Annotated in this window: 24 protein-coding genes; 1 reads left to right on the forward strand and 23 read right to left on the reverse strand. The window is 66.9% G+C overall.

All coding sequences use genetic code 11. The features are described from left to right. Window positions 1–24: 24 nt before the first annotated feature. From POS17_RS02255 to POS17_RS02350, 20 genes are read right to left on the reverse strand one after another with little or no spacing between them, the layout of a single operon-like run. On the reverse strand, window positions 25–1,251 hold the full coding sequence (locus tag POS17_RS02255) for a beta-ketoacyl-ACP synthase (RefSeq protein ID WP_060837172.1): 1,227 nt from the start codon (window positions 1,249–1,251) through the stop codon (window positions 25–27). Further along, on the reverse strand, window positions 1,251–1,979 hold the full coding sequence (gene fabG, locus POS17_RS02260) for a 3-oxoacyl-ACP reductase FabG (protein WP_060837173.1): 729 nt from the start codon (window positions 1,977–1,979) through the stop codon (window positions 1,251–1,253). The genes POS17_RS02255 and fabG overlap by 1 nt, the downstream gene beginning before the upstream one ends. Further along, window positions 1,976–2,449 (reverse strand): ApeP family dehydratase, encoded by a 474-nt coding sequence (locus tag POS17_RS02265; RefSeq protein ID WP_060837174.1) that lies wholly within the window; start codon window positions 2,447–2,449, stop codon window positions 1,976–1,978. Before POS17_RS02265 ends, fabG begins: the two co-directional genes overlap by 4 nt. Continuing rightward, a complete protein-coding gene (locus tag POS17_RS02270; RefSeq protein ID WP_060837175.1) occupies window positions 2,446–3,642 on the reverse strand; it encodes a beta-ketoacyl-[acyl-carrier-protein] synthase family protein in 1,197 nt (398 codons plus the stop codon). Before POS17_RS02270 ends, POS17_RS02265 begins: the two co-directional genes overlap by 4 nt. Further along, a complete protein-coding gene (locus tag POS17_RS02275) occupies window positions 3,639–4,124 on the reverse strand; it encodes a DUF3261 domain-containing protein (protein ID WP_060837176.1) in 486 nt (161 codons plus the stop codon). Before POS17_RS02275 ends, POS17_RS02270 begins: the two co-directional genes overlap by 4 nt. Next, window positions 4,121–4,882, reverse strand: coding sequence for a class I SAM-dependent methyltransferase (locus POS17_RS02280; protein WP_060837177.1), 762 nt, complete (start codon window positions 4,880–4,882; stop codon window positions 4,121–4,123). Before POS17_RS02280 ends, POS17_RS02275 begins: the two co-directional genes overlap by 4 nt. Further along, the gene (locus POS17_RS02285; RefSeq protein ID WP_060837178.1) at window positions 4,879–6,126 is read right to left on the reverse strand and encodes an NAD(P)/FAD-dependent oxidoreductase; all 1,248 of its coding nucleotides are present in this window, start codon (window positions 6,124–6,126) and stop codon (window positions 4,879–4,881) included. The genes POS17_RS02280 and POS17_RS02285 overlap by 4 nt, the downstream gene beginning before the upstream one ends. Further along, window positions 6,113–7,303, reverse strand: a complete 1,191-nt coding sequence (locus tag POS17_RS02290) for a hypothetical protein (RefSeq protein WP_060837179.1) — start codon at window positions 7,301–7,303, stop codon at window positions 6,113–6,115. Before POS17_RS02290 ends, POS17_RS02285 begins: the two co-directional genes overlap by 14 nt. Further along, entirely contained in the window at window positions 7,297–9,639 is a 2,343-nt protein-coding gene (locus POS17_RS02295) for an MMPL family transporter (protein ID WP_060837180.1), read from the reverse strand. Before POS17_RS02295 ends, POS17_RS02290 begins: the two co-directional genes overlap by 7 nt. Further along, a complete protein-coding gene (locus tag POS17_RS02300; RefSeq protein ID WP_060837181.1) occupies window positions 9,623–10,303 on the reverse strand; it encodes an outer membrane lipoprotein carrier protein LolA in 681 nt (226 codons plus the stop codon). Before POS17_RS02300 ends, POS17_RS02295 begins: the two co-directional genes overlap by 17 nt. Next, window positions 10,300–10,725, reverse strand: a complete 426-nt coding sequence (locus tag POS17_RS02305; protein WP_060837182.1) for an acyl-CoA thioesterase — start codon at window positions 10,723–10,725, stop codon at window positions 10,300–10,302. Before POS17_RS02305 ends, POS17_RS02300 begins: the two co-directional genes overlap by 4 nt. After that, complete coding sequence (locus tag POS17_RS02310; RefSeq protein WP_060837183.1) at window positions 10,718–12,262, reverse strand: HAL/PAL/TAL family ammonia-lyase; 1,545 nt, start codon at window positions 12,260–12,262, stop codon at window positions 10,718–10,720. Before POS17_RS02310 ends, POS17_RS02305 begins: the two co-directional genes overlap by 8 nt. After that, complete coding sequence (locus POS17_RS02315; protein WP_060837184.1) at window positions 12,243–13,187, reverse strand: LpxL/LpxP family acyltransferase; 945 nt, start codon at window positions 13,185–13,187, stop codon at window positions 12,243–12,245. Before POS17_RS02315 ends, POS17_RS02310 begins: the two co-directional genes overlap by 20 nt. After that, window positions 13,184–13,918: a glycosyltransferase family 2 protein gene (locus POS17_RS02320; RefSeq protein WP_060841866.1), complete on the reverse strand. Its 735-nt coding sequence runs from the start codon at window positions 13,916–13,918 to the stop codon at window positions 13,184–13,186. The genes POS17_RS02315 and POS17_RS02320 overlap by 4 nt, the downstream gene beginning before the upstream one ends. Before the next feature lie 55 nt (window positions 13,919–13,973). Further along, window positions 13,974–15,647 (reverse strand): ApeI family dehydratase, encoded by a 1,674-nt coding sequence (locus POS17_RS02325; RefSeq protein WP_060837185.1) that lies wholly within the window; start codon window positions 15,645–15,647, stop codon window positions 13,974–13,976. Then, window positions 15,644–16,189, reverse strand: a complete 546-nt coding sequence (locus tag POS17_RS02330) for a hypothetical protein (RefSeq protein WP_060837186.1) — start codon at window positions 16,187–16,189, stop codon at window positions 15,644–15,646. The genes POS17_RS02325 and POS17_RS02330 overlap by 4 nt, the downstream gene beginning before the upstream one ends. Continuing rightward, complete coding sequence (locus tag POS17_RS02335) at window positions 16,186–16,440, reverse strand: acyl carrier protein (RefSeq protein ID WP_060837187.1); 255 nt, start codon at window positions 16,438–16,440, stop codon at window positions 16,186–16,188. The genes POS17_RS02330 and POS17_RS02335 overlap by 4 nt, the downstream gene beginning before the upstream one ends. A gap of 9 nt (window positions 16,441–16,449) precedes the next feature. Beyond that, window positions 16,450–16,722 carry a phosphopantetheine-binding protein gene (locus POS17_RS02340; RefSeq protein ID WP_011058851.1) on the reverse strand — a complete coding sequence of 91 codons (273 nt, stop codon included), beginning with the start codon at window positions 16,720–16,722 and terminating at the stop codon, window positions 16,450–16,452. Further along, window positions 16,691–17,512: a lysophospholipid acyltransferase family protein gene (locus POS17_RS02345; protein ID WP_060837188.1), complete on the reverse strand. Its 822-nt coding sequence runs from the start codon at window positions 17,510–17,512 to the stop codon at window positions 16,691–16,693. The genes POS17_RS02340 and POS17_RS02345 overlap by 32 nt, the downstream gene beginning before the upstream one ends. Further along, complete coding sequence (locus tag POS17_RS02350; RefSeq protein WP_060837189.1) at window positions 17,488–18,213, reverse strand: beta-ketoacyl synthase chain length factor; 726 nt, start codon at window positions 18,211–18,213, stop codon at window positions 17,488–17,490. Before POS17_RS02350 ends, POS17_RS02345 begins: the two co-directional genes overlap by 25 nt. 339 nt (window positions 18,214–18,552) lie before the next feature. Between POS17_RS02350 and POS17_RS02355 the strand changes: the two genes are divergently transcribed. Continuing rightward, window positions 18,553–19,323 carry a ParA family protein gene (locus POS17_RS02355; RefSeq protein ID WP_060837190.1) on the forward strand — a complete coding sequence of 257 codons (771 nt, stop codon included), beginning with the start codon at window positions 18,553–18,555 and terminating at the stop codon, window positions 19,321–19,323. Between the two features lie 51 nt (window positions 19,324–19,374). On the opposite strand, the gene trxC is transcribed toward POS17_RS02355, so the two are convergent. From trxC to POS17_RS02370, 3 genes are all read right to left on the reverse strand, one after another. Continuing rightward, window positions 19,375–19,809, reverse strand: coding sequence for a thioredoxin TrxC (gene trxC / locus POS17_RS02360; protein ID WP_060837191.1), 435 nt, complete (start codon window positions 19,807–19,809; stop codon window positions 19,375–19,377). Between the two features lie 91 nt (window positions 19,810–19,900). Further along, complete coding sequence (locus POS17_RS02365) at window positions 19,901–20,851, reverse strand: hypothetical protein (protein WP_060837192.1); 951 nt, start codon at window positions 20,849–20,851, stop codon at window positions 19,901–19,903. A 26-nt stretch (window positions 20,852–20,877) separates the two neighbouring features. Next, window positions 20,878–21,822 (reverse strand): hypothetical protein, encoded by a 945-nt coding sequence (locus tag POS17_RS02370; RefSeq protein ID WP_060837193.1) that lies wholly within the window; start codon window positions 21,820–21,822, stop codon window positions 20,878–20,880. Between the last annotated feature and the right edge of the window lie 29 nt (window positions 21,823–21,851).

Consider the following 21,851-nt stretch of genomic DNA (forward strand, 5'->3'; position numbering starts at 1 on the left):
CCATTTCTCCAGTGGGGTTGGGCGTTAAGGCCAGCGGCGGAAGATCAACGAGGTGTTGACCCCGCCAAAGGCAAAGTTGTTGTTCATCACGAATTCGTGGCTCATGGCCCGGAAGCCGTCCTGCAGGTAGTCCAGCTCGCCGCAGCGTGGGTCGACCTGGTCCAGGTTGCAGGTGTGCACGTACAGGTCGCGGTTGAGCATCTCGATGCTGAACCAGGATTCCAGCGCGCCGCAGGCGCCCAGGGTGTGGCCGAGAAAACTCTTCTGCGAACTGATGGGCATGCGGCTGCCGAACAGGCTGTTGGTGGCCAGGGTCTCGGCGATATCGCCCTGCTCGGTGGCGGTGCCATGGCCGTTGACGTAGCCGATGGCCGAGGGGGCCAGGGCCGCGTCTTCCAGCGCCAGCTCCATGGCCCGGCGCATGGTGCTCTGCTCGGGACGGGTGGTGTGCTGGCCGTCGGCGTTGCTGCCGAAGCCGACGATTTCCGCGTGAATCCGCGCGCCCCGGGCCAGGGCGTGTTCCAGCTCTTCGAGCACCAGCATGCCGCCGCCTTCACCGATCACCAGGCCGTCGCGGTCGGTGTCGTAGGGCCGGGGGCTGGTGTGTGGCGCATCGTTTTTCAGGCTGGTGGCATAGAGCGCGTCGAACACCATGGCTTCAGTGGGGCACAGCTCTTCGGCGCCGCCGGCGAGCATCAGCGGCAGACGGCCGAACTTGATCGCTTCGTAGGCATAGCCAATGCCCTGGCTGCCGCTGGTGCAGGCGCTGGAGGTGGGAATCAGGCGCCCGGTCAGGCCGAAGAAAATGCTGATATTGGCCGCGGTGGTGTGGGGCATCATGCGCACGTAGGAGTTGGCGTTGAGCCCCTCGGCCACCGAGTTCAGCAGCATGTTGCCGAAGGCCTTGATCTCGTCGGTGCTGCCGGTGGAAGAGCCGCAGGCCACCCCCATGCGCCCGTCCTTGATCGACGGGTCGCCCAGCAGCCCGGCATCGGCCAGGGCCTGCTCGGCGGCACCGACCGCCAGCCGCGAAACCCGGCCCATGCTGCGCAGTTGCTTGCGGGTCCAGTGCCCCGGCACCTGGAAGTCATCGATGGGGCCGGCCAGGCGGGTGTTGAGTTCGCTGAAGCGGTCCCATTCGTCCATGCGCCGGATGCCGCTGCGGTTGGCGGCAAAGCGCTCGGCGATGCTGGCCCAGTCGCTGCCCAGGGAGGTGATGCCGGCCATGCCGGTGACGACCACGCGTTTCATCAGCACAGGCCCCCGTTCACCGCCAGCACCTGGCGGGTGATGTAGGCGGCCTCGGCGGACATCAGGAAGTTCACCGCCCCGGCCACCTCTTCCGGGGTGCCCATGCGCTGGGCGGGAATCATCTTCATCAGCTCGTCCACCGGCACGTTCTCATCGAGCATGGCGGTGTCGATCAGCCCCGGGGCCACGCAGTTGACGGTGATCTTGCGCTTGCCCAGCTCGATGGCCAGGGCCTTGGCGGCGCCGATCAGGCCGGCCTTGGAGGCGCTGTAGTTGACCTGGCCGCGGTTGCCGATCAGCCCCGACACCGAGGTGATGCAGACAATGCGTCCGGCGGCGCGGCGGCGGATCATCGGCATCATCACCGGGTGCAGGACGTTGTAGAAACCGTCGAGGTTGGTGCGCAGCACCTGATCCCAGTCGTCTTCGCTGAGGGCCGGGAAGGCGCCGTCGCGGGTCAGCCCGGCATTGAGCACCACGCCGTAATAGGCGCCATGGGCTTCGACGTCGGCCTCCAGGGCGGTCCGGCAGGCCTCCCGGTCCGATACATCGAATTGCAGGATGCGGGCGCCGCGGCCCAGGGCTTCGATCTCGCCCTTGACGGCTTCGGCTTCGCTGCGGCCGCTGCGGCAGTGCAGCACCAGGTCATAACCGGCCCGGGCCAGACGCAGGGCGATGGCACGGCCGATGCCACGGCTGGAGCCGGTGACCAGTACGGAGTCAGTCATGAGGGAGTTCCTGTAGAAGAGGCAGGTGTTTCATGCAGATAGTCGGCGGCCTGGGGCGGACGGTACACGTTCAGGCGCGCCGTGGCGGCAATGCCGGGGCCGCTGAGGTGGCATTCGAACACGCCCATGCCGTTGTCGTCTTCGAGGGAGCGCAGGGCGTGGATCTCCAGCAGGCTGTCGACCGGGAAGTGCTCGACATTGCATTCGAACTTGCGAGTGCCCAGCAAAAAGCCCAGCTCCACCGGCAGGCCTTGCTGGCGCGCGCGACAGCCGGCGTAGGCGGCCACGCTCTGGGCCATCAGCTCGATCCCGACCCAGGCCGGCAGGCTGCCGTCGGGGCGATTGAACAGGCCGCCGGGGCGAACCTGGAGGCGGGTGCGGATCTGTTCTTCATCAAAGTCCAGGACCTGATCGATGAGGATCATGTCCCCGGCGTGGGGCAGCAGTTCGGCGAGCGGCCAGTCGATCATGGGGCGTCTCCGATTATCAGGCTGACGTTGTTGCCACCGAAGGCGAAGGAGTTGCTCATCAGGTGGCGTGGTGAATGCGCCGCCAGGCGGTCGGCCGGGGTCACCCAGTGCAGGGGCGGCAGGGCCGGGTCGGCCGCGCCGTCCCAGACATGGGGCGGCAGCGCCTGGTCGGGGTTGTCGGCACTCAGGGCCAGCCAGCAGAACGCCGCTTCCAGGGCTCCGGCGGCGCCCAGGGTGTGGCCGCTCATCGGCTTGGTCGAGGAGCAGGGCAGGCCCTCGGGGAACAGCTGGGCCACCGCCAGGCTTTCCATGGCGTCGTTGTGCTGGGTGGCGGTGCCGTGCAGGTTCAGGTAGTCGATCTGCTGCGGCTGCAGGCCGGCGCTGCGCAGCGCCAGGCCCATGGCCTGCAAGGCACCGCGGCCATCGGGGGCCGGGGCGGAAATATGGTAGGCATCGGAGCTGGCGCCACCGCCGAGCAGGGCCACAGGGGCGTCGCCGGCGGCCTCCCTGCTCATCAGGAACAGCACTGCCGCCTCGCCGATGTTGATCCCGTCACGGTTGCGCGAGAACGGATTGCAGCGCTGCCCGGACACCGCTTCCAGGGCGCTGAAGCCGTTCAGGGTGAGCTTGCACAGGCTGTCGACCCCGCCGCACAGCACGGCGTCGCACAGGCCCAGGTCCAGCAGGCGCCGGGCGCTGATCAGGGCCCGGGCGCTGGAGGTGCAGGCGGTGGAAATCACATAGGCCGGGCCGCACAGTTGCAGCCAGTCGGCAAGAAAGTTGGCCGGCGCGCTGAGTTCCTGCTGGCGGTAGTCGTAGTCCGCCGGGAATTGCCGGTCCTGCAGATAGCGGGCAATGCCGCGGCTGGCCTCGTCGATGCCCGAGGTGCTGGTGCCCAGGACGATGCCGATGCGGCCGCGGCCGTAGCGCCGGATCGCCTGGCGGATGTCGTCCTCGATCTGCAGCGTGGCCTCCAACAACAGCTGGTTGTTGCGGCTGCTCTGCGCCTGCAGCCCGGCGGGCATGCTGGCCAGCGCGCCGCGCACCGCCGCCACCGGCAGGCTGCGGTCGGGCACCCAGTGGCTTTCGGCGCGCAGGCCCGAGCAGTCCCCGGCCCACAGGCTGCGGGCGACTTCCCGGCGATTGCGCCCCAGGGCGCAGATCACTCCGAGGGCATTGAGGTAGGCCGTCATGGCATGCCCCCGGTGCTCAGTGGGCTGATGTGGTAATGCGGGCCTTGGGGCAGGTTCAACTCGAAATCCAGAGGTTGTTGATAGTCAATCCGCCAGCGTGGGCCGAGGGTGCGTCGAGTGCCTTGCTCAAGGGCGCCGGGGTAGTTGGCCCGCAGTTCGGCCTTGGGGGTGAGGGCGAACAGCAAGGCGGCGAACAGCTCCCGAGCTTCCGGGTTGGGCGGTAGCAGACCGTCGGCCTGCCAGTGGCCGGCCACCAGGCGCTGGCGGGCCTGGGGGATGCCCAGGGGGTCCATCAGCGACCAGCGCAGCTCCGGGCCTTCGGCCTGGATCACCAGCAGCCAGTCCTGGCGTTGTCCGTCGGCCTGGCGCTCGACATGCAGCTGCAATGGCAACGCCAGGGTGGGCATGCGCTCGGGCAGCGGAGCCTGACTGACGCAAGCGCTCAGCAACAGGACACAACCGAGCAGCAGAGCGCGGATCATGCCGACTCACCTGCCCCGGCAACGCTGGCATCCAGAGGCTTGCGCGCCACCACGTTGACCAGGGTTTCCTCGCGTTGGCCCACCGGCGGCGGCTGGCGCAGACCGAGGCGCTCCAGCAGGCCGAAGTCCTTGGCGCGGCTCCACCACAGGTAGGGATAAGACACGTTCTGCGGGCCGAATTCAAAGCCCTGCCGACGAATCATCTGCAAATATTCGGCGGCGCTTTTCTGCACATGCATCGGATGGCGGAACAGCCAGCGGATCACCCAGGTATCGATGTAGGCCTCGGTGGATTCGGCGAACAGCAGGTAGCCCCCAGGCTTGAGCACCCGGTAGAACTCGGCCAGGGCCTTTTCCTGTTCCACCAGGTGATGGAAGGTCTGGTGGCAGAACAGCAGGTCGACACTGGCGTCGGCCAGTTGCAGGGTCGCGCAGTCGCTGCCGATCAGCTCCACCTGCAATTGCTGGCGCCGGGCTTCTTCGGCGCTGAGCTTTAGGCTGTGAGGGTCGGCGTCGATGCCGATCAGGCGCTGCGGGGCGAACACCTGGCGCAGGTGCTGGAACGACTTGCCCTGGCCGCAGCCGGCATCCAGCAGCACCGGATGGGCGGGCGGCTCGCCGTCGAACAGCGAGCGCAGGTCGTTGATTGCCACCCGCAGCACATGGTGCTGCCAGGTGTGGCTGCGCAGGAACCAGAAACCGAAGCGGGTTTCCTCGACGTAGCTGGGGCTCAGGTACTGGTCGCTTTGCTCGCTCATGCCACGTCCCTCGCGCAGACTTCCGACAGGGCCTTGAGCCGGCGCTTGGGCTCGCTGACGAAGGGGTTGCGTTCATCCCAGGCGTAACCGGCGAGGATCGAACTGATCATGCGGCGGATTTCCGGCGAGCTGCCCGGGTGGTAGATCACGTCCTGGAAGGTGCCGGCGTACCAGCCCTCGACGTAGCAGCGGAAGGTGTCGACGCCGCGCTTGAGCGGCTCGGCGAACTCGCTCGCCCAGTCGACGCTTTCGCCCTGCAACTGCCGGTGCAGCACGGCGGCGGCCATGCTCGACGAGCGCATGGCGATGGTCACCCCGGAGGAGAACACCGGATCGAGGAACTCCGCGGCATTGCCCAGCAGGGCGAAGCCCGGGCCGTGCAGGGTGGTGACGTTGGCCGAGTAGCCGCCGATGGTCCGCGCCGGGGTGTCCCATTCGGCGTTTTCCAGGACCCTGGCCAGGCTCGGGGTTTGCTCGATGAAACCGCGCAGGCAGGCGTCCAGGTCGCCATCGCGCCCGGCGAAGTGTTCATCGGCGGCCACCACGCCCACCGAACAGCGGCCGTTGCTGAAGGGGATGCTCCAGAACCAGATGTCGCGGTGTTCCGGGTGGGTGGTGATGAGGATCTTGTTGCGGTCGAAATGCTCGCAGTCGATGCGGTCTTCGACATGGGTGAACACCGCCCGGCGTACCGGGAAGTTCGACGGCGCCTCCAGCTCCAGCAGGCGCGGCAGCACCCGGCCGTAGCCGCTGGCGTCGAGGATGAAGTCGGCTTCGATGCGGTACTGGCTGCCGTCCTCGCGACGGCAGTCGAGCTGCGGCAACGGCCGCGCCACGTCCACCGCGATGATCTCCTCGCCGTAGCGGATCTCGACCCCTTGCAGCGCCGCCTGATCGGCCAGCAGCTTGTCGAAGTCGGCGCGCTGCACCTGGAAGGTGGTGGGCTTGCCGTGGCTGAAGGTGTCGCCGAAATCGAAGGTGCTGTAGTGCTCGCCCCAGGCGAACGCCGCGCCGTTTTTCAACTGGAACCCGGCGGCCTGCACGGCCTCCAGCATCCCGGCTTCCTCGACGAAATCCAGGCAGTGGGACAGCAGGCTTTCGCCGATGGAGAAACGCGGGAAATGTTGCCGCTCGACGATCAGCACGTCGTGGCCCTGGCGCTTGAGCAGCGCGGCCGCGATGGCCCCCGAGGGGCCGGCACCGATCACCACGACCTGGCGACGTTGCATTTCAACTGTTGGCACTGGGGCTCCTTGCCGGTTTGGCGATGTTCAGATTCAAGGGGGCAGCGTGGGTCGCTGCCGGGGGCGTTCGGTGCATCCCGGCCAGGGCCGGCAGCAGGGTGGCGATCAGGCCCATGAGCATCAGCGCGAAGTACAGCGCCGGGCTGATCAGCTGTTGTTGCAGCAGCAGGTTGAGAAAGACGATCTCGCTCAAGCCGCGAATGTTCAGCAGCAGGCTTTCCCGCCAGCGGCTGGCGCCCGTGAAGGAGGCGCCGGCCCAGCGCAGGCCCAGCCAGTTGCCCAGCAGCTTGCTGGCAATCGGCAGCACCAGCAGCGCTGCCAGTTGCACCCAGCCGAGGCTGTCCATGGCGCTGTGCACATTGATCTGCACGATGCCGAACGTGAGGATCAGCGGGATGGCGATGCTGCTCTGCAAGCGGTTCATCCAGGCAGCCTTTAACGGCAGCACCAGCGGCAGCTTGAGGGCGGCCATGCACAGCAGGTAGCCGATGCCGAAGATCAGCGCATTGAGCTTGTAGTGCTCGGCCACCACCAGCAGGCCGAAGAACCCCAGGCTGTGCAGCAGCGGCTGGCGCAGGCCCAGGCCACGCAGCAGCAACGGCAGGCAGGCGCCGGCCAGGGGCAGCAGCAGGCTGCTCAGGTGCAGGCTGCCCTGGGCCAGGGCGAACAGGCTCCAGCAGGTCAGGTCGATGAGGATCGCCGTCTGCACCAGGCGCCGGGTGGCGGCGGGCGGGTACTGGATGTGCCGCAGGTACAGGTAGAGCACCGGGATCGCCGTGATGGCGAACAGCAGGCCCACCGCCAGGGAGCTGATCCAGGGTTGCGCCGGCAGCAGCCAGAAGGCCGTGGCCAGGCCGCAGGCGAAGGGAATGCCGAAGCTCGGCACGGCGATCTTCAGGCTCTGGCGATCCAGGCGCAGGTCGATCACGTCGCTGAGGATATGCCCCAGCAACAGGGCGAAGCTCAGGCCGTACAGGTGCTTGAGCCACTGCGGCGCCACCAGTTGCGCGCCGTCAAGCTGCCAGTGCGGCTCGATCCATAGCAGCATCAGCAGGGGCAGGCCGAAGGTCGCCAGCAGCAGTTGGCTGACGATCGGGATCAGGCCCAGGTGCCGCCCGAGATGGGTGGCCAGGGCGAACAGCCCCAGGACCAGCAGCCAGAACAGCAGGATCAGCATGGGCCGCGCTCCGCCTCGGGCGTCGGGTGCGGCGTGTGGCCGGCCCAGGGCGCGAGGATAAAGCTGAAGGCCAGCCCCAGGCTCACCGCCAGCCCGAAGTTGCTCACCGCCGGGGTGCTGGACACCGCCAGCAGGCCGAACGACAGCCAGGTGGTCAGGGCCGCCAGCAGGGTGCCCAGCAGGCTCACCGCGGCACCGCCGATCTGCTCGCGCATGAGGATCGCGTAGTCGACACTGATGGCCGTCACCAGCAACAGGCCAAACAGGCTGAACAGGGTCAGGGGCTGGCCCAGCCAGCCGAGGCTGGCCAGGCTGCACAAGGCGGCCAGCAGCGGCAGCGCCACCAGGCGCAAGGCGCCCCCGAAGCCGAAGGGCAGGATCAGCAGCAGGACGATCAGCACACAGGAGGCCAGCTTGAGTTCGGCGGCGCTGACCTGGGTCGCGGCGAACACCCGGTTCAATTCACCGAGGCGGTCCACCAGTTGCACCCCGGGCAGATCGTCGGCCTGAACCCGCAGCAGGGCGGCGTCGTTCAACCCTTGCAGGCTGACCATGGCGGCCACGCCGTCGGCATTGGGCCCCAGCCACAATGGGCGATAGGGTTCGGCCAGGGGGCCGTTGAGGGCGCTGTCGATATCGCTGGGCGGCAGTTCCTGCAGTTGCTGCAACTCGGCCTGCAACGCCTCCAGGGGCACGCCCAGGGCCAGCAGTGGCTGCCAGAACTGCGGCAGTTGCTGCAGCGCCTGGCGCAGCCGCTGCTGGTCCCGGGCCTGGCTGAGCAGTTGCTCCAGGGACAGGTAGCCCTTGAGCTTGCCCAGGTTCACTAGTTGCTGCAGGCGTTCGTCCAGGGCGCCCAGACGTTGCAGCAATTGCTCCTGGCTGGCCGCGCGCACCAGAAAGAACTGGCTGGTGGGTTGATAGCCGGTGATCCGGGCAATGGCCTGGGCCTCTTGCAGCAGTTGCGGCGGTGCGCCGACCCACTGGCGGATATCGTTCTTGCTTTCCAGTTGCCACAGGCCGCCCGCGCAGAACAGCGCCAACAGGGCCAGCAGCGCCGGGCTCGGCACACGCTTGAGCAGCGCTTCACGCACCCTGAGCAACGCTTCGGCGACCCGCAGCGGCCATTGCGCCGGACGCAGTTCGACGCCCTTGAGCAGCGCCGGCAGCAGGCACACCGCCGACAGGTAGGCCCCCAGCAGGCCGGCGGCGGAGAACGCGGCGATCTGGGTCAGGGCCGGGAACGGGGTCCAGGCCAGGGCCAGGTAACCGATGCAACTGGTGATCAGGCTCAGGCTCAGCCCCGGCAGGGTCAGGCGCAGGGCCGGCCAGCTGCGCCAGGGCTTCAGGCTCCAGCTCTTGGACAGGTAGTGCAGCGGGTAGTCGACGGCCACGCCGATCAGGCTCGACCCCAGCACCAGGGTCATCACGTGCATGTGGCCGAACAGGGCGACACAGGCCACCGCGCCGAACAGCATGCCCACCAGCACCGGAACGAAGGCCAGCAAGGCCCGCCAGCGGCGGAAGGCCAGGAGCAGCAGCAACAGGATTCCCAGGGTCGCGCCACCGCCGACCCAGGTGATCTCGCGGCTGGCTTGCTGCTGACCGTTGGCGGCGTACAGCAGGCCACTGGCGGCCAGCAGCTGGACCCCGCCCTGGCTCGCCTGTTCCCGGCTGTGGCGCAGCAGCTCGGCCACTTGCAGGGGCAACTGCATGTCGAACGCGTTGCCGCGGGTATGGGCCCGCAGCAGCACCCAGTGCCGGCCCTCGGCTTCGGCCACCAGGGCGCCGCTGCCGATATCCAGCTGCACCGCGCCATGTTGCGGCTGGCTGTTCTGGATGCGTCCGGTCAGGCCCAGCCAGTCATCCTGGCTCGGCACCAGGGAGAAGCCGGCAAAGGGGTCGAACAGGCTTTGCACCCGCTGCTCGATGAACGCCTGGGGCTGGTTGATCAACTGCTCCCGGTCCTTGGCCGCGAGCATCGCCAGTCGTCCTTGGAGCAATTGCTTGCGCAAGGCCGGCAGGTCGGCCTCAAGGTTCCACTGCACCTTGTCGAACAGCCCGCTGGCCTGCCACTGCTCGGCCAACTGGCGGGCCATGTTCAGCGCCTGCGGGCGCTCGGCGTGACCCACCAGCACCAGGATTTCCCGGTTCAGCGGCTCTTGCATGCGTTGTTCGGCCTGCAGCTCCAGGGCATCGGGAGCGGTGCCGGGCACCAGTTCCATGAGGTTGGCCGACAGCGGCGCGCCGTGGCGCCATTGCCAGGCACCCAGGGCCAGCACCGCCAGCAGCAGGATCAGGAAAGCACGGGGCAGCCAGCGTTCACTCGGCAAAATCATGTTGCTCCGTCGCGCTCAGCGGCTCGGCGCTGCTGCTGTCCTGCATGATCAGCAGGGTGCGGTCGCCCTGGGCTTCCAGCAGTTCGATGCGTTGCACCAGTGCGCCGCCGTCGATGTTGATCTGGTTGAAGATCTGTTTCAGCAGCAGGGAGCGGGGGATCAACTGCAGGTGCCAGTCTTCGGCGCTGCCTTGCAGCTTGAGCTCGAAGTCCCGTTGCAGGCCGCTGCTGTCGCCTTGCAGCACGGCCAGGAACAGGCGGTTCTGCTCGGCCCCGGCGCTCTTGCCGGGGAGCATCTGCCAGCCGCCGGCATCGCGCCGGGCAATGCCTTGGGCGGTGATGCGGTAGTCCTGTTGCAGCGGGGTTTGCAGCAGCCACAGCAGGCCGTGGTTTTTCGCCAGGACGAAGTGGCCCTTGCTGGTCAGCGGCTGGGGCAGGGCACGCAGGTGTTTCTCCTGGACGAAGCGGCCGTGGATCACCTCCGGCCGCGCCAGCTGATCGCTCAGCTGTTGCAGGTCGAAGGCCTGGGCCAGGCCCGGAACACAGCACAGCACCCAGAGTGCAGGCGCGAGCTTGCTCGCGAACCGCCGCAGTACGGTGCGCAGCGCCGAGCACTGGGCAGACAGGCCGACCCGCTTCGCGAGCAAGCTCGCTCCCACGGTCACGGCAGGGCCCTCGCGACGGCGTCGGTGAAGACCTTGGGCGAGGCCAGCTGCATCTCCCGGCTGGCGATCTCCACCGCCACCTGCACCGAGCTGGCGCGGGTCAGGCGCTCGCCACTGGCCAGGTCGGTGATCAGGTAGTTGATCTTCAGGCGGTTCTCCCACTCCACCAGGCTGGCGCGCACGTTCAGGGTCTGGCCGAACACCGCGCCGCGCACGTAGCGCAGTTGCAGGTCGATCACCGGCCAGGCGTAGCCGGATTCGAGCATCTGGTTGTAGTTGTGGCCGAGCTTGTCCAGCAGGGCGCAGCGGGCCACTTCCAGGTACTTGACGTAATGCCCGTGCCAGACGACGTGCATGGTGTCGACGTCGAAGAACGGCACCAGCACCTGGGTGTCGGCGTGGATCACTCCCTTGCTACGCATGCAGCCTCCAGTGTTGTTCGGCGATGCGCTGCAGGCACAGGCGCAGTTCGCGCTCCAGGGCGCGGTCCTCGATCACCGGTGGGAAGTCCGCGGCCAGTTGCCGGTGCATGGCGTCCAGGGCCGGCGGCAACGGCCGGGCATCGGCTTCCTGGCGGCGCAGCCAGACGCCCTGGTTGGCCGCGAGCAAGGTGGCGGCGGCCACTTGTTCGGTCAGTTCCAGCACCCGGATGGCGTCGCGGGCGGCGATGGTGCCCATGCTCACCTTGTCCTGGTTGTGGCACTCGGTGGAGCGCGAGAACACGCTGGCCGGCAGGGTGTTCTTCAGGGCTTCGGCGGTCCAGGCGCTGGCGCCGATCTGCACCGCCTTGAAGCCGTGATTGAGCATGGCGCGTTCGGCGCTGGCGCCGGACAGGTTGCTCGGCAGGCCGTGGTTGTAGCGCACGTCCACCAGCAGCGCCAGTTGCCGGTCCAGCAGGTCGGCGACGTTGGCCACCAGGTTCTTCAGGCTGTCCATGGCAAAGGCGATGTGGCCGCCATAGAAGTGCCCGCCGTGCAGCACGCGCTCGGCTTCGGCGTCGATGATCGGGTTGTCGTTGGCGCTGTTGAGTTCGGTTTCGATAAAGCTACGCAGCCAGTTCAGGCTGTCGGCCAGCACCCCGAGCACGTGGGGCGCGCAGCGCAGCGAGTAGCGGTCCTGCAGGCGGTGCAGGGGCGCGGTCGGTGCATCGATCGCCAGGTCCTGGCGCAGCCACGCGGCCACTTGCATCTGCCCCGGGTGCGGCTTGGCGGCGAACAGGCGCTCGTCGAAGTGCTCCGGGTTGCCTTGCAGGGCCACCACGTTGAGGGCGGTGATGCGGGTCGCCAGGCGCAGCAGGTAGTCGGCCCGGGCAAAGGCCAGGCAGGCCAGCCCGGTCATCACCGCGGTGCCGTTCATCAGCGCCAGGGCTTCCTTGGGCCGCAGCACCAGGGGCTCCCAGCCCAGCTCGCGGTGCACGTCGGCGGACTCACGACGCTCGCCACGGAACAGCACCTCGCGTTCGCCGGACAGGGTCGCCGCCACATAGGACAGCGGCGTCAGGTCGCCGCTGGCGCCCACCGAACCCTCTTCGGGGATCAGCGGCAGGATGTCCTGGTCGAGGAAGGCCTGCAGGCGTTCCAGCAGTTCTACCCGCACCCCGGACACGCCGTGGCACAGCGACTGCAAGCGCGCCGCCAGCACCGCGCGGGTGGCCTGGGCGTCCAGCAGCTTGCCCAGGCCGCAGCCGTGGAAGGTGTACAGATGCCGGGGCAGGGCCTCGACGTGCTGCAGCGGCACGGCCACCACGCAGGAGTCGCCATAGCCGGTGGTCACGCCATAGATCACCCCTTCCTTGTCCAGCAGGGAATCGAGGAACTGCGCGCCCTTGGCGATCCGCTGGCGCCAGGCGGCGTCGTCTTGCAGGCGGGTCGGCGCCTGGCGATTGGCCAGGGCCAGCACGTCTTCGATGCGCAGGGGGTGTTCGCCGAAGGTTACCGGCTCATGGGTCGAGGTCGTCATCGGTCTTCCAGAATGGGTAAAAGTTGAACCATTGTTGCGGTGCCTGCAGGCAGTACTGGCCCAGGCGCTCGGCGTAGCGGGCGGTCCACTGGGCGATCACCTGCTGGCGGTCGTTGCGCTTCCACTGCACGGCCTCGGCGAAGGGTTCCAGGGTCACCTGGTAGCGGCCCTGCTGTTTCAGGCACAGCAGCAGGTTGACCGGGCACTTGAGCAGCCCCGCCAGCAGCCAGGGGCCCTGGGGGAAGGCCGCCGGATGGCCGAGGAAATCCACCCGCACATTGCGCCCGCCGTGCAGCGGCACGCGGTCGCCGGCAATCGCCAGCCACTCGCCGCGATCCAGGCGCTGGCTCAGTTGCAGCATGATCGCCGGGTCCAGCTCGCTGACCTGGATCAGCCGCAGGTTGCTGGCCCCGGCTTCGCCCAGCAGGCGGTTGAAGCGTTCGGCGTGCTTGGTGTGCACCAGCACGTTCATGGTCACCTGCTCCCCCAGCTCGGCCAGGGCCCGGCAGACTTCCAGGTTGCCCAGGTGCGCGCCCACCAGCAGTTGCCCGCGTTCACCGCGCAGTTGGTGGCGCAGCATCGCCGGGTCGATGATCTCGATCTGTTCGATGCGCAGCTTGCCGTTCCACACGTCGAGCTTGTCCAGCAGGGCATCGGCAAAGGCCATGAACTGAGCGAACACCCGCCCGTGGCTGGGGCGCAACTCTGCGCGCCCGCTCCATTGCGCCAGACGCTGCTGGTACTGCCAGATGCTGCGCCGGGCGCGGCGGCCGAACAGGAAGAAATAGAACACGATGACGTACAGCACCGGGCTCAGGACGCGGCGTCCCAGGACCCGCACGCCGAAGGCGGTGAGCTTCATCAGCCAGAAGCTGCCGCGCTCCTGGTGCTCGGCCCAGTGTTCGTTGGGGGGCGTCTGGCTCATGGGCGCCACCGGCGCCAGAGGATCAGCGGCAGGCGCGCCAACATGCCGCAGAACAGCTTGGCGTGCATCTTGGAAATCAGCGCGTTGTCGTGGAACAGGCGAAAGTGCGAGAGGCCGTCCTGCGGGTAGTGCACCCGGGTCGGCAGCCAGTGCATGGGCTGGTTGCGCCATGACAGGCGCACCAGGATCTCCGGGTCGAAGTCCATGCGCCGGCCCAGTTGCACCGAGTCGATCAGCGCCAGCGCCGCAGGCAGGGGATAGACCCGGAAGCCGCACATGGAATCCGGGATCTGCAGCGACAGGCTGTTGATCCAGACCCAGACATGGGTCAGGTAGCGGGCGTACAGGCGGCCCTTGGGCACGCTGGCGTCGTACTGTGGATAACCGCAGATCAGCGCTTCGGGATGGGCTTGGGAGCGTTGGATGAAGTGATCCACATCCGTGAGGTCGTGCTGGCCGTCGGCGTCCACTTGCAGGGCGTGGCTGAAGCCCAGCCGCGCGGCTTCGCGCAGGCCGGCCATGACCGCGCCGCCCTTGCCCTGGTTGACCGCCAGGCGGATCAGGAACACCTGCTCGCGCCCGGCCATTTGTTCCAGCACCGCCGCACAGGCCGGGCTGCTGGCATCGTCCACCAGCACGCAGGGCAGGCCCCGGGCCAGGAGCGCATCGATCACCGCGGGCACGGCGGTTTCATGGTTGTACACCGGAATCACCGCACAAGGCCTATGCATGGCCGCAGGCCCCTGCACGGCAGGAGCCGGGGTGCCGGGTTCCATTTCCTGCAACTTATCCACAGCTGGCCTCCAGAACGATCCGCCCACTGGAGCAAGGAGCGCCGTCATTGAGGTAGGCGAAATACAGTTTCTGGCGCTGGGCATCGAAGCGCAGGTTGAGCTGGATACGATCACCGGGGCGCACCAGTTGCTGGAACTTCAGCACTTCCATGCCGGCGAAGCGGCCCGGCAGGTCGAGCAGTTGCTGGCCCAGGGCCAGGGCCCAGTCCACTTGCACGACCCCCGGCAGCACCGGGGTGGCGGGGAAGTGCCCGCTGAAGTAGGCCAGGTCCGGCGGAACCGCCAGTTGCAGTTGCCATTCATTGGCGTGCTGCAGCTGTTCCAGCACCTCCGGCGCTTTGGGGCGCGGCGCCAGCAGCAGGGCCTGGACCTCGGCCTGGGGCAGCTTGCCCTGGTTGTTCAGCGGCAGTTGCCGCACCAGGCGCCAGCGTCGCGGCAGGGCCAGGGCCTCACAGTGCCGGGACAGGTGCTGGCGCAGGGTCTGGGTCAGGTGACGCCGACCCTGATTGCGCAGGGCATGCAGGCCGGATTCGCTGAGCACCAGCAGGGCGCCGAGGTAGGCGCGGTTGTCTTCGACCACCCCCAGGCGCGCTTCCGCCACCCAGTCGTGGCTTTCCAGGGCCTGTTCCAGCATGGGCAGGGAGAGGCGCTTTTCTTCCAGTTTGACGATGCGGTCCAGGCGGCCCAGCAGTTCGAAGCGGCCGTCGGCGGCAATGCGCGCGGCGTCGGCGGTGTGTTCGACATGCCCGGGCGGCAGATAGGGTGAGGCGATCAGCAGTGCGCCGTCAGGGTCCTGGCTCAGGCGGACGTCGGCGAAGGGTTGCCACAGGTCCGCCCCCTGGCGCCAGGCGATACCGCCGGTTTCCGAGCTGCCGAGGATTTCCGTCGGCCACTGCTGCAGCCGTTGCTGCAGGCTGTCGGCGGCTTCGGCCGGCAGGGCGCCACCGGAAGAGAACACCCGGCGCACCGGGCTCAGGGCCGGCCAGTCGAGGTTGTCGCCCATGCGTTTGAGCAGCGCGGGGCTGGCCACCCAGGCGAAGGCCGGGCATTCGCGGCTGGCCCGTTGCAGGTCTTCGGGGAAGGGCAACTGGCGGCGCACGAAGGGGCGCCCGGCGCACAGTGGCCAGAGCACGCGGAACAGCAAACCGTAGATGTGCTGGGTGGCGACGCTGCCGATGATCCAGGCCGGGCCCAGGTCGGCGCCCCACAGGTGCTCCAGGGCCTGGACCTCGTTGGCCAGCTGGCGCAGGCTTTTGTCGATGCGCTTGGGCTCGCCGCTGGAACCGGAGGTGCACAGGCTCAACCGGCAGGCGTCCAGGTCCAGCTCGGCCGGCTCCAGGGGCTGGGCCTGCAACTGCTGCAGCGGCGTGTCCTGATCGGTCAGCCACAGGTCGACGTCCGCCGCCCAGCGTTGGCGGGTCTGGGGCTGCAGGTCGGCGGGCAGCAGCACGCTGACCCCGGCACGCCAGGCGCCGAGCAGGGCCACGGCCAGGTCCACGGCGTCTTCCAGGTGCAGCGCCAGGCGGCTCACGCCGCGCTGCTGCAGGGCGGCGGCCAGGCTCAGGGCCTGTTGCTGCAGACCCTGCAGGTCGATCCCGGGCTGGGCACTGACCACGCGCGGTGCTTGGGTCTTGAGCAACAGCCGCTCAAGGGCAATCCAGTTCATCTACGGCCTCGTACCCGTTGTCGTAAAAGCCATTCAATGGCAAACAGCAGACCCATCAGCCCATAGGCGATCAGGCCGTTGTACAACGTCCACCAGCTCAGCGGCGCCCACAGGGTCAGGGCCGCGGCGAGCACGCCGTTACAGAGAAAAAACACGCTCCAGGCGATGGTCACCTGGCGGGTATAGCGGATGGCTTTTTCCGGCAGGTCCGGCTCGCCAAGGCGCGCCAGGCGTTCCGCCACCGGCGGGCCATATTTCAGGCTCAGGCCGAACAGACCGAGCATGAAGCTGCTGATCAGCACCGGGTACCAGCGCAGCAGCGCCGGGTTGTCGAACCAGGCCAGGAGCAGGCAGAACGCGATTGCCACAATGGCCATCCACAGGCTGCCGGGGCGGCGTTCGCCGGTCAGCGCCCGGGCCAGCCACAGGCCGCCCAGCAGCAGACCGAACTGCCAGGGCGCGAAGTGCTCCATGCCGAAGTACACCGCGAAGGGGTAAAGCAGGCCGGCCAGCAACAAGCCCAGGCCGATCAGCCGGCTCATGCGGCCGGCTGGACCAGACGGTAGACCGCCTCGACCACGTCGTTGACGGTGCGCACCGACTTGAATTCCTCGGCGGCGATTTTCTTGCCGGTCTGACGCTTGATGTGGTCGATCAGGTCGACGGCGTCGATGCTGTCGATTTCCAGGTCCTGGTACAGGTTGGAGTCCAGGCTGATGCTGTCGGGGGCCAGTTCGAAGAGTTCGACCAGGGCATCGCGCAGGGTGTTGAAGATGTCGTCACGGGTTTGCATGGTCGGTTCTCAAGCTGCCTGTTTTGCAGTGACGAACGCCGCAAGGCTCGCCACGTTACTGAAGTGGTTGCGGGTGTCCTTGGCGTCGGCATCGATCTTGATGCCGTACTTTTTCTGGATCGCCAGGCCCAGTTCCAGGGCGTCCACCGAGTCCAGGCCGAGGCCTTCGCCGAACAGCGTCTGATCGTTGCCGATGTCCTGGGCGCTGATGTCTTCGAGGCCCAGGGCGTCGATGATCAGCAGTTTGATTTCAAGCATCAGGTCCGGGTGTGTATCGCTCATCTCTGGCGAGCTCCTTAATGAAGTAGTGGTGCAAGTGCTCATTGAGCTTGCGCGAAGCCTGGGGCGCCGGGCCTTGGGCTGCAAAGGTCTGTGGGTCTATATCGGCACCGACGTGAAAACTGAAGTGCACACGGCGTTGTGGAATGCGGTACCAGGGCTCGGCCTTGGTCAGGGTGGTGGGGCTGACCCGGATCACCACTGGCGTGATGATTTTCGCACCGCGCAGGGCAATGGCCGCAGCCCCCCGATGAAAGGCGGGGGCGCTGCCGGGCTGGGTGCGGGTGCCTTCGGGAAAGACGATCAGGGTCTGGCCTTCCTGCAGTGCCCCGGAGGCCGCATCGAGCATGTCCAGGCTGCCGTCGTTGCTGATGTACTGGGTAGCGCGCACCGGGCCGCGGGTGAAGGGGTTGCTCCACAGGCTCTGCTTCACCACGCAGTTGGCGTCGCGCACCAGGCCGATGAGGAACACCACGTCGATCAGCGACGGGTGGTTGGCGATGATCATCTGCCCCGGTCGCCCGAGCCGTTCGGCGCCCTGCACCTCATAGGTGAGCACGCCGCTCTTGGCCATGAAGCGGATGAACAGCCAGAACAGCCGGCTCACGGTGTTGCGCGCCCGCTGGCGGTGGCTGTGGGCATCGCCGGGCAGGCAGGCAAGCAGCGGGAAAATCACCAGGCGCAGGCACAAACCACCTATTCCGAACAGTGCAAAGCTCAGAGCGGTGGCCATCAGGCGCCAGTGGTAGGCATTGCGGCCCTTGGCGCTCAGTGCTTGTGTTGCCAGGTCCATACACGATTCATCCAGGCATGTTGGCAAGTGTTCTGTGCACCGAGCAGCAGGCGCAGCAGGTTCAGGGCGTGGGGCCACGGGGCCTTGGGGGTTTGACCGTCGTCGCAGCCCAGCGACAGCTGCCAGTCGTCGCCCGGCGTCAGCAGCAGGCCCAGGGCGTAGGGGAACGGCACGTCGTCGATCCAGCTGGCATAGGCTTCGGGCGGCTGCTCCTCGGTGATCACCAGCAACACGTGGGGCGCGCCGTCGGCCAGCAGGCTGGCGGCTTCCAGCAGGCCGTGTTCCAGGCCATCGCCGGCGGCGGCCAGAGCGGTCATTTCGCTGGTTTCGCCGCGCATGATCGACCACAGGCCGATCACCGCGTTGTGCACCGACAGGCTGAACTGGGTGGGCGACAGCGGCTGCTCGGCGGCCAGGTCGCTGAGGATGTCGAAGGTGCGCGGGGTTTCGCCATGCCGGGAAATGAACACCAGCGGCAACTGCTCCAGGCCCTCGGCCAGGGGCCAGCCGACGCTGAAGGCCATGCGTGCCAGGCGGCTGAGGCGCCGGCGCTGCATGGCGGGCAGAAAGGACACATCGGGAGCGGCATCGCTGCTTTCCGGCAGGGTCGGCTGGTGGCTCCAGGCCTGCCAGGCGTCCACGCTTTCGAGCCCAGGGGCCCACGCACGCCATTGAGCGATGTTGAACTTGATCACTTGAATTCATCCCGCCCCTGCGGGCTTCCTTGACGCGGTGTATCGCTTCGATTGGCGATTGACCTGGGTGACGCGAAGGCGTCAGTGGCGCGCATTATCCCGGTGCGACTGGCTTGTAGCAAATGCTGCTTGGGTTGTTGGTCGCAAAAACGCCGAATCTGATCTGAGAGAAGGTGTCTATTTGCCACTATCGAGGACCGCTCTGAGCGCAAGCCGCCGTGGCCAAGCCTTGGTCCGGCCCGACCCGGCGCTGCCAGGACTGCGCAAAGTCTTGCGCTGTCGAGGTAGCTAAGGGCCGACGTGGCCTACTACACTCGGTGATCTTTGATACAGGGAGGTCTAGACATGCGGCGTGTGGTGTTCAATCAGAAAGGTGGCGTCGGCAAATCCAGCATTGCCTGCAATCTGGCGGCGGTCAGCGCCAGCGAGGGCTATCGCACCTTGCTGGTGGACCTGGATGCCCAGGCCAACTCGACTCAGTACCTCACCGGCCTGACCGGCGAGGACATTCCCATGGGCATTGCCGATTTCTTCAAGCAGACCCTGTCGTCCGGGCCGTTCGCCAAGAAGAATCAGGTGGATATCTACGAAACGCCCTTCGACAACCTGCACGTGGTGACCGCCACCGCCGAGCTGGCGGACCTGCAGCCCAAGCTCGAGGCCAAGCACAAGATCAACAAGCTGCGCAAACTGCTGGACGAGCTGGTCGAGGATTACGATCGGATCTACCTGGACACCCCGCCTGCCCTGAATTTTTATGCGGTATCGGCGCTGATCGCCGCTGATCGCGTGCTGATTCCCTTCGACTGCGACAGTTTTTCCCGTCAGGCGCTGTACGGCCTGCTGGCGGAGATCGAAGAGTTGAAGGAAGACCACAACGAGGGCCTGGAGGTCGAGGGCATCGTGGTCAATCAGTTCCAGGCCCGGGCCAGTCTGCCGCAGCAGATGCTCGATGAGTTGATCAGCGAAGGTCTGCCGGTGCTGCCGGTGTACCTGGGCAGTTCGGTGCGCATGCGTGAATCGCACCAGGCCAGCATGCCGCTGATCCATCTCGACCCACGGCACAAGCTGACCCAGCAGTTCGTCGACCTGCACAACCTGCTGGAAAACGCCTGACCCTCAAGTCCTCGTGAGCGCAGGCTGTGTCCTGCGGCTCATGACGTCGCGTTAGATCCCCTGGCTGCGCAACCAGCCCAAGAGTTGTGGCAATGGCAAGGCGCCGCTTTGCCGGGCCACTTCCCGGCCGTTCTTGAACAGGATCAGGCTGGGAATCGAGCGAATGCCCAATTGCCCCGAGAGCTGCGGGTTGGCTTCACTGTCCAGCTTGGCCAGCCGGCACTTGCCACTCAGTTGCGCGGCGGCCTGCGCGAAGATCGGCGCAAAGGATTTGCACGGCCCGCACCAGTCGGCCCATACGTCCACCAGCAGCGGCAGGTCGCCCTTGATCTGGCTGGCGTAGTCGCCCTGTTTCAAGTCAAAAGGCCTGCTCAGCAAGACCTCGGCCTTGCAGCGTCCGCATTTGGGGTGATCGCCCAGGCGTTCGCCGGGGATGCGGTTGAGGCCGTTGCAGTGCGGGCAGGGAATCAGCAGTGGCTCGGACATGATGGGCTCCGCAAATAGGTGGAGCGCCTTAGATGGCGGCGCCCGGGGTGAATATCAAGTTGGCGCTCGCCGGGCAGGTGTCGCCATGGCCTCACGTGCTGGGCGGGGCCAGTTCGACGCTGAGCAGACGGTCCATGGAGCGGCCGATGTAGAAGGTGAAGGGCCGGCCCAGGTCCATGGCCATGCCCTCGCACCTGCCCATGAAGCCTATGTGCTGAAACGGAGAAATCTCCCCATCCTCGTGGTACTGCAAGCCCAGGGAACCGACACTGAAGCCGACGCGGTCGGCGCGGCGATCCACTCGCGAGCCCCAGGAGGTCTTGATCGCGGACAGTTGGATGCGGTTGTCGAACAGCATCTGGTTGAGCATGGGGTTGGCGAACCTGATGTTGCCGAACAAGAACTGCGCCGGTTCGCGCTTGTGGTCTTTCCACTCCAGATACACGTTGTAGTCCCCTGGTCCGCTCCCGGCCTTGCTGCCCATCTGGCTGAACGGCATGCCCGGCGCCTGGAGGGTGGCCTGGTATTGGCAAAACGCCTCGTTGGGCGTGCCGGTGGCCGAGAGCTTGCCGCTGATCAATTCCTCCATCGAGTAATGAAACATCACCGCGGCGTACTTCACCGGCTCCAGCGCCAGGGAGAAGTGGCGCGGCAAGGCCATGGCTCTTTTGCGGTACTCGGGGCTGGTGTATTTCCCGGTTTCCGGGGCGATCTCCAGAACGGCCTCGAAGGTGCCGGCTGCGCGCGCCTCGACAATTTCGTTAAACAGCGCCCGCAGACGCTGGCGCTGGCTGTCGGGCACGCTGCTGTCCAGGCTGATATGCAGGGTCTTGTCGTCCTTGCGGTCCATCTCCAGGCCGATGGCGTCGGGCTCGATGCCGATCCCAGTGGCCATCTGAGTGATGGTCTCTGCAAAGTACGGCACGATCCGGGCCTGCTTGGGGTCGCCCACTTCGTCCTGGAAATGCAGGGTCAGGTAGGTCTGCTTGCAGCCGGTCAGCAGCATCAGCAGCAGGGCTGCCGTGCAGAGGCGTCGGTTCAATGGAGGTCCTTGTTGCGCAATGGCGCTTAGCGGAAGTCGACGCTGGTCAAGCGATCCAGGGTCCGGCCTATTTGAAAGGTGAATGGCCGACCCAGGGTCTGCATCTTTTGATCGCACAGCGCTTGCAGCTCGTCCTTGCGGGTGTCGAAGGGCAGGGCCGAGGTCAGGGTCTGGACGCCGATGGAGCCGATGACGATGGCGAATTCGTCGAGGGGCACCGGTGCGGGCCGGGTGATCTTCGAGCTGGATGGCCAGGCCTGGACGGTTTTCTGCTGCAGGAGCCGGTTCAGGTCCGGGTCATCGAAATGCACCTTGAGTGGCACCTTGGCAATGCTGCCGCTGCGGGTCAGCAAGGAGATCAGGCCGCGCTCGCTGTTGTCCTGTTCAAGGGCTTCGTAGGCGATCAGTTTCAAGGGCATGGGCAGCGTCAGGCGCGCGGTGATCTTGCAACTGACCGGGCCTTGGATTTCGCTCGCGTTGACGATGGCCTGCATGCTGTCTTCGTAGCTGCGGTCCAGCAGCATGCCGAACTCCGGCTCGAACGCCAGGCCGGCGTCGAGTCTGTCCGGCAAGTCGCTGCTGCCCGACGGGGTGACCTTGGCTTGGGCGTTGTCCAGTTCCAGGTGCAGGTTCATCGAGCTGGCCTTGCGCGCCTCGGTGACCTGCTCGAAGACGGCCCGGAGGCGGCCCCGTTGCTCCGGGCTCAGGGAGTAGTCCACCAGGCGCAGCTGGATCACCTTGTCATCCTCCTTGTCGCGCTCCAGGGCAATGGCATCCGGGTCCAGGCCCTGGGCACGGAGCGCCGTGTAGATACTCTGCTTGTACGCCTCGTGCACCAACTGGTCGGAGTATTGCGGGCCGGCCTTGGGATCGGAGCGCACCGAATCCTGGAAGTGCAGGGTGGCGAAGTCTTCCTTGCACCCGGTCAGGGCGAACAGCAGGGGCAACAGCAGCAGGTAGCGAGGTTTCATGGCGGACTCTTGCAGGGTGTCGACGGGGG

Source organism: Pseudomonas sp. Os17 (assembly GCF_001547895.1).
Classification (GTDB): Bacteria; Pseudomonadota; Gammaproteobacteria; order Pseudomonadales; family Pseudomonadaceae; genus Aquipseudomonas.

Coding starts and splice junctions, on each gene's coding strand:
- POS17_RS02255 (WP_060837172.1), bottom strand. CDS start 1,251: ATGAAACGCGTGGTCGTCACCGGCATGGCCGGCATCACCTCCCTGGGC.
- fabG (WP_060837173.1), bottom strand. CDS start 1,979: ATGACTGACTCCGTACTGGTCACCGGCTCCAGCCGTGGCATCGGCCGT.
- POS17_RS02265 (WP_060837174.1), bottom strand. CDS start 2,449: ATGATCGACTGGCCGCTCGCCGAACTGCTGCCCCACGCCGGGGACATG.
- POS17_RS02270 (WP_060837175.1), bottom strand. CDS start 3,642: ATGACGGCCTACCTCAATGCCCTCGGAGTGATCTGCGCCCTGGGGCGC.
- POS17_RS02275 (WP_060837176.1), bottom strand. CDS start 4,124: ATGATCCGCGCTCTGCTGCTCGGTTGTGTCCTGTTGCTGAGCGCTTGC.
- POS17_RS02280 (WP_060837177.1), bottom strand. CDS start 4,882: ATGAGCGAGCAAAGCGACCAGTACCTGAGCCCCAGCTACGTCGAGGAA.
- POS17_RS02290 (WP_060837179.1), bottom strand. CDS start 7,303: ATGCTGATCCTGCTGTTCTGGCTGCTGGTCCTGGGGCTGTTCGCCCTG.
- POS17_RS02295 (WP_060837180.1), bottom strand. CDS start 9,639: ATGATTTTGCCGAGTGAACGCTGGCTGCCCCGTGCTTTCCTGATCCTG.
- POS17_RS02305 (WP_060837182.1), bottom strand. CDS start 10,725: ATGCGTAGCAAGGGAGTGATCCACGCCGACACCCAGGTGCTGGTGCCG.
- POS17_RS02310 (WP_060837183.1), bottom strand. CDS start 12,262: ATGACGACCTCGACCCATGAGCCGGTAACCTTCGGCGAACACCCCCTG.
- POS17_RS02315 (WP_060837184.1), bottom strand. CDS start 13,187: ATGAGCCAGACGCCCCCCAACGAACACTGGGCCGAGCACCAGGAGCGC.
- POS17_RS02320 (WP_060841866.1), bottom strand. CDS start 13,918: ATGCATAGGCCTTGTGCGGTGATTCCGGTGTACAACCATGAAACCGCC.
- POS17_RS02325 (WP_060837185.1), bottom strand. CDS start 15,647: ATGAACTGGATTGCCCTTGAGCGGCTGTTGCTCAAGACCCAAGCACCG.
- POS17_RS02330 (WP_060837186.1), bottom strand. CDS start 16,189: ATGAGCCGGCTGATCGGCCTGGGCTTGTTGCTGGCCGGCCTGCTTTAC.
- POS17_RS02335 (WP_060837187.1), bottom strand. CDS start 16,440: ATGCAAACCCGTGACGACATCTTCAACACCCTGCGCGATGCCCTGGTC.
- POS17_RS02340 (WP_011058851.1), bottom strand. CDS start 16,722: ATGAGCGATACACACCCGGACCTGATGCTTGAAATCAAACTGCTGATC.
- POS17_RS02345 (WP_060837188.1), bottom strand. CDS start 17,512: ATGGACCTGGCAACACAAGCACTGAGCGCCAAGGGCCGCAATGCCTAC.
- POS17_RS02355 (WP_060837190.1), top strand. CDS start 18,553: ATGCGGCGTGTGGTGTTCAATCAGAAAGGTGGCGTCGGCAAATCCAGC.
- trxC (WP_060837191.1), bottom strand. CDS start 19,809: ATGTCCGAGCCACTGCTGATTCCCTGCCCGCACTGCAACGGCCTCAAC.
- POS17_RS02370 (WP_060837193.1), bottom strand. CDS start 21,822: ATGAAACCTCGCTACCTGCTGCTGTTGCCCCTGCTGTTCGCCCTGACC.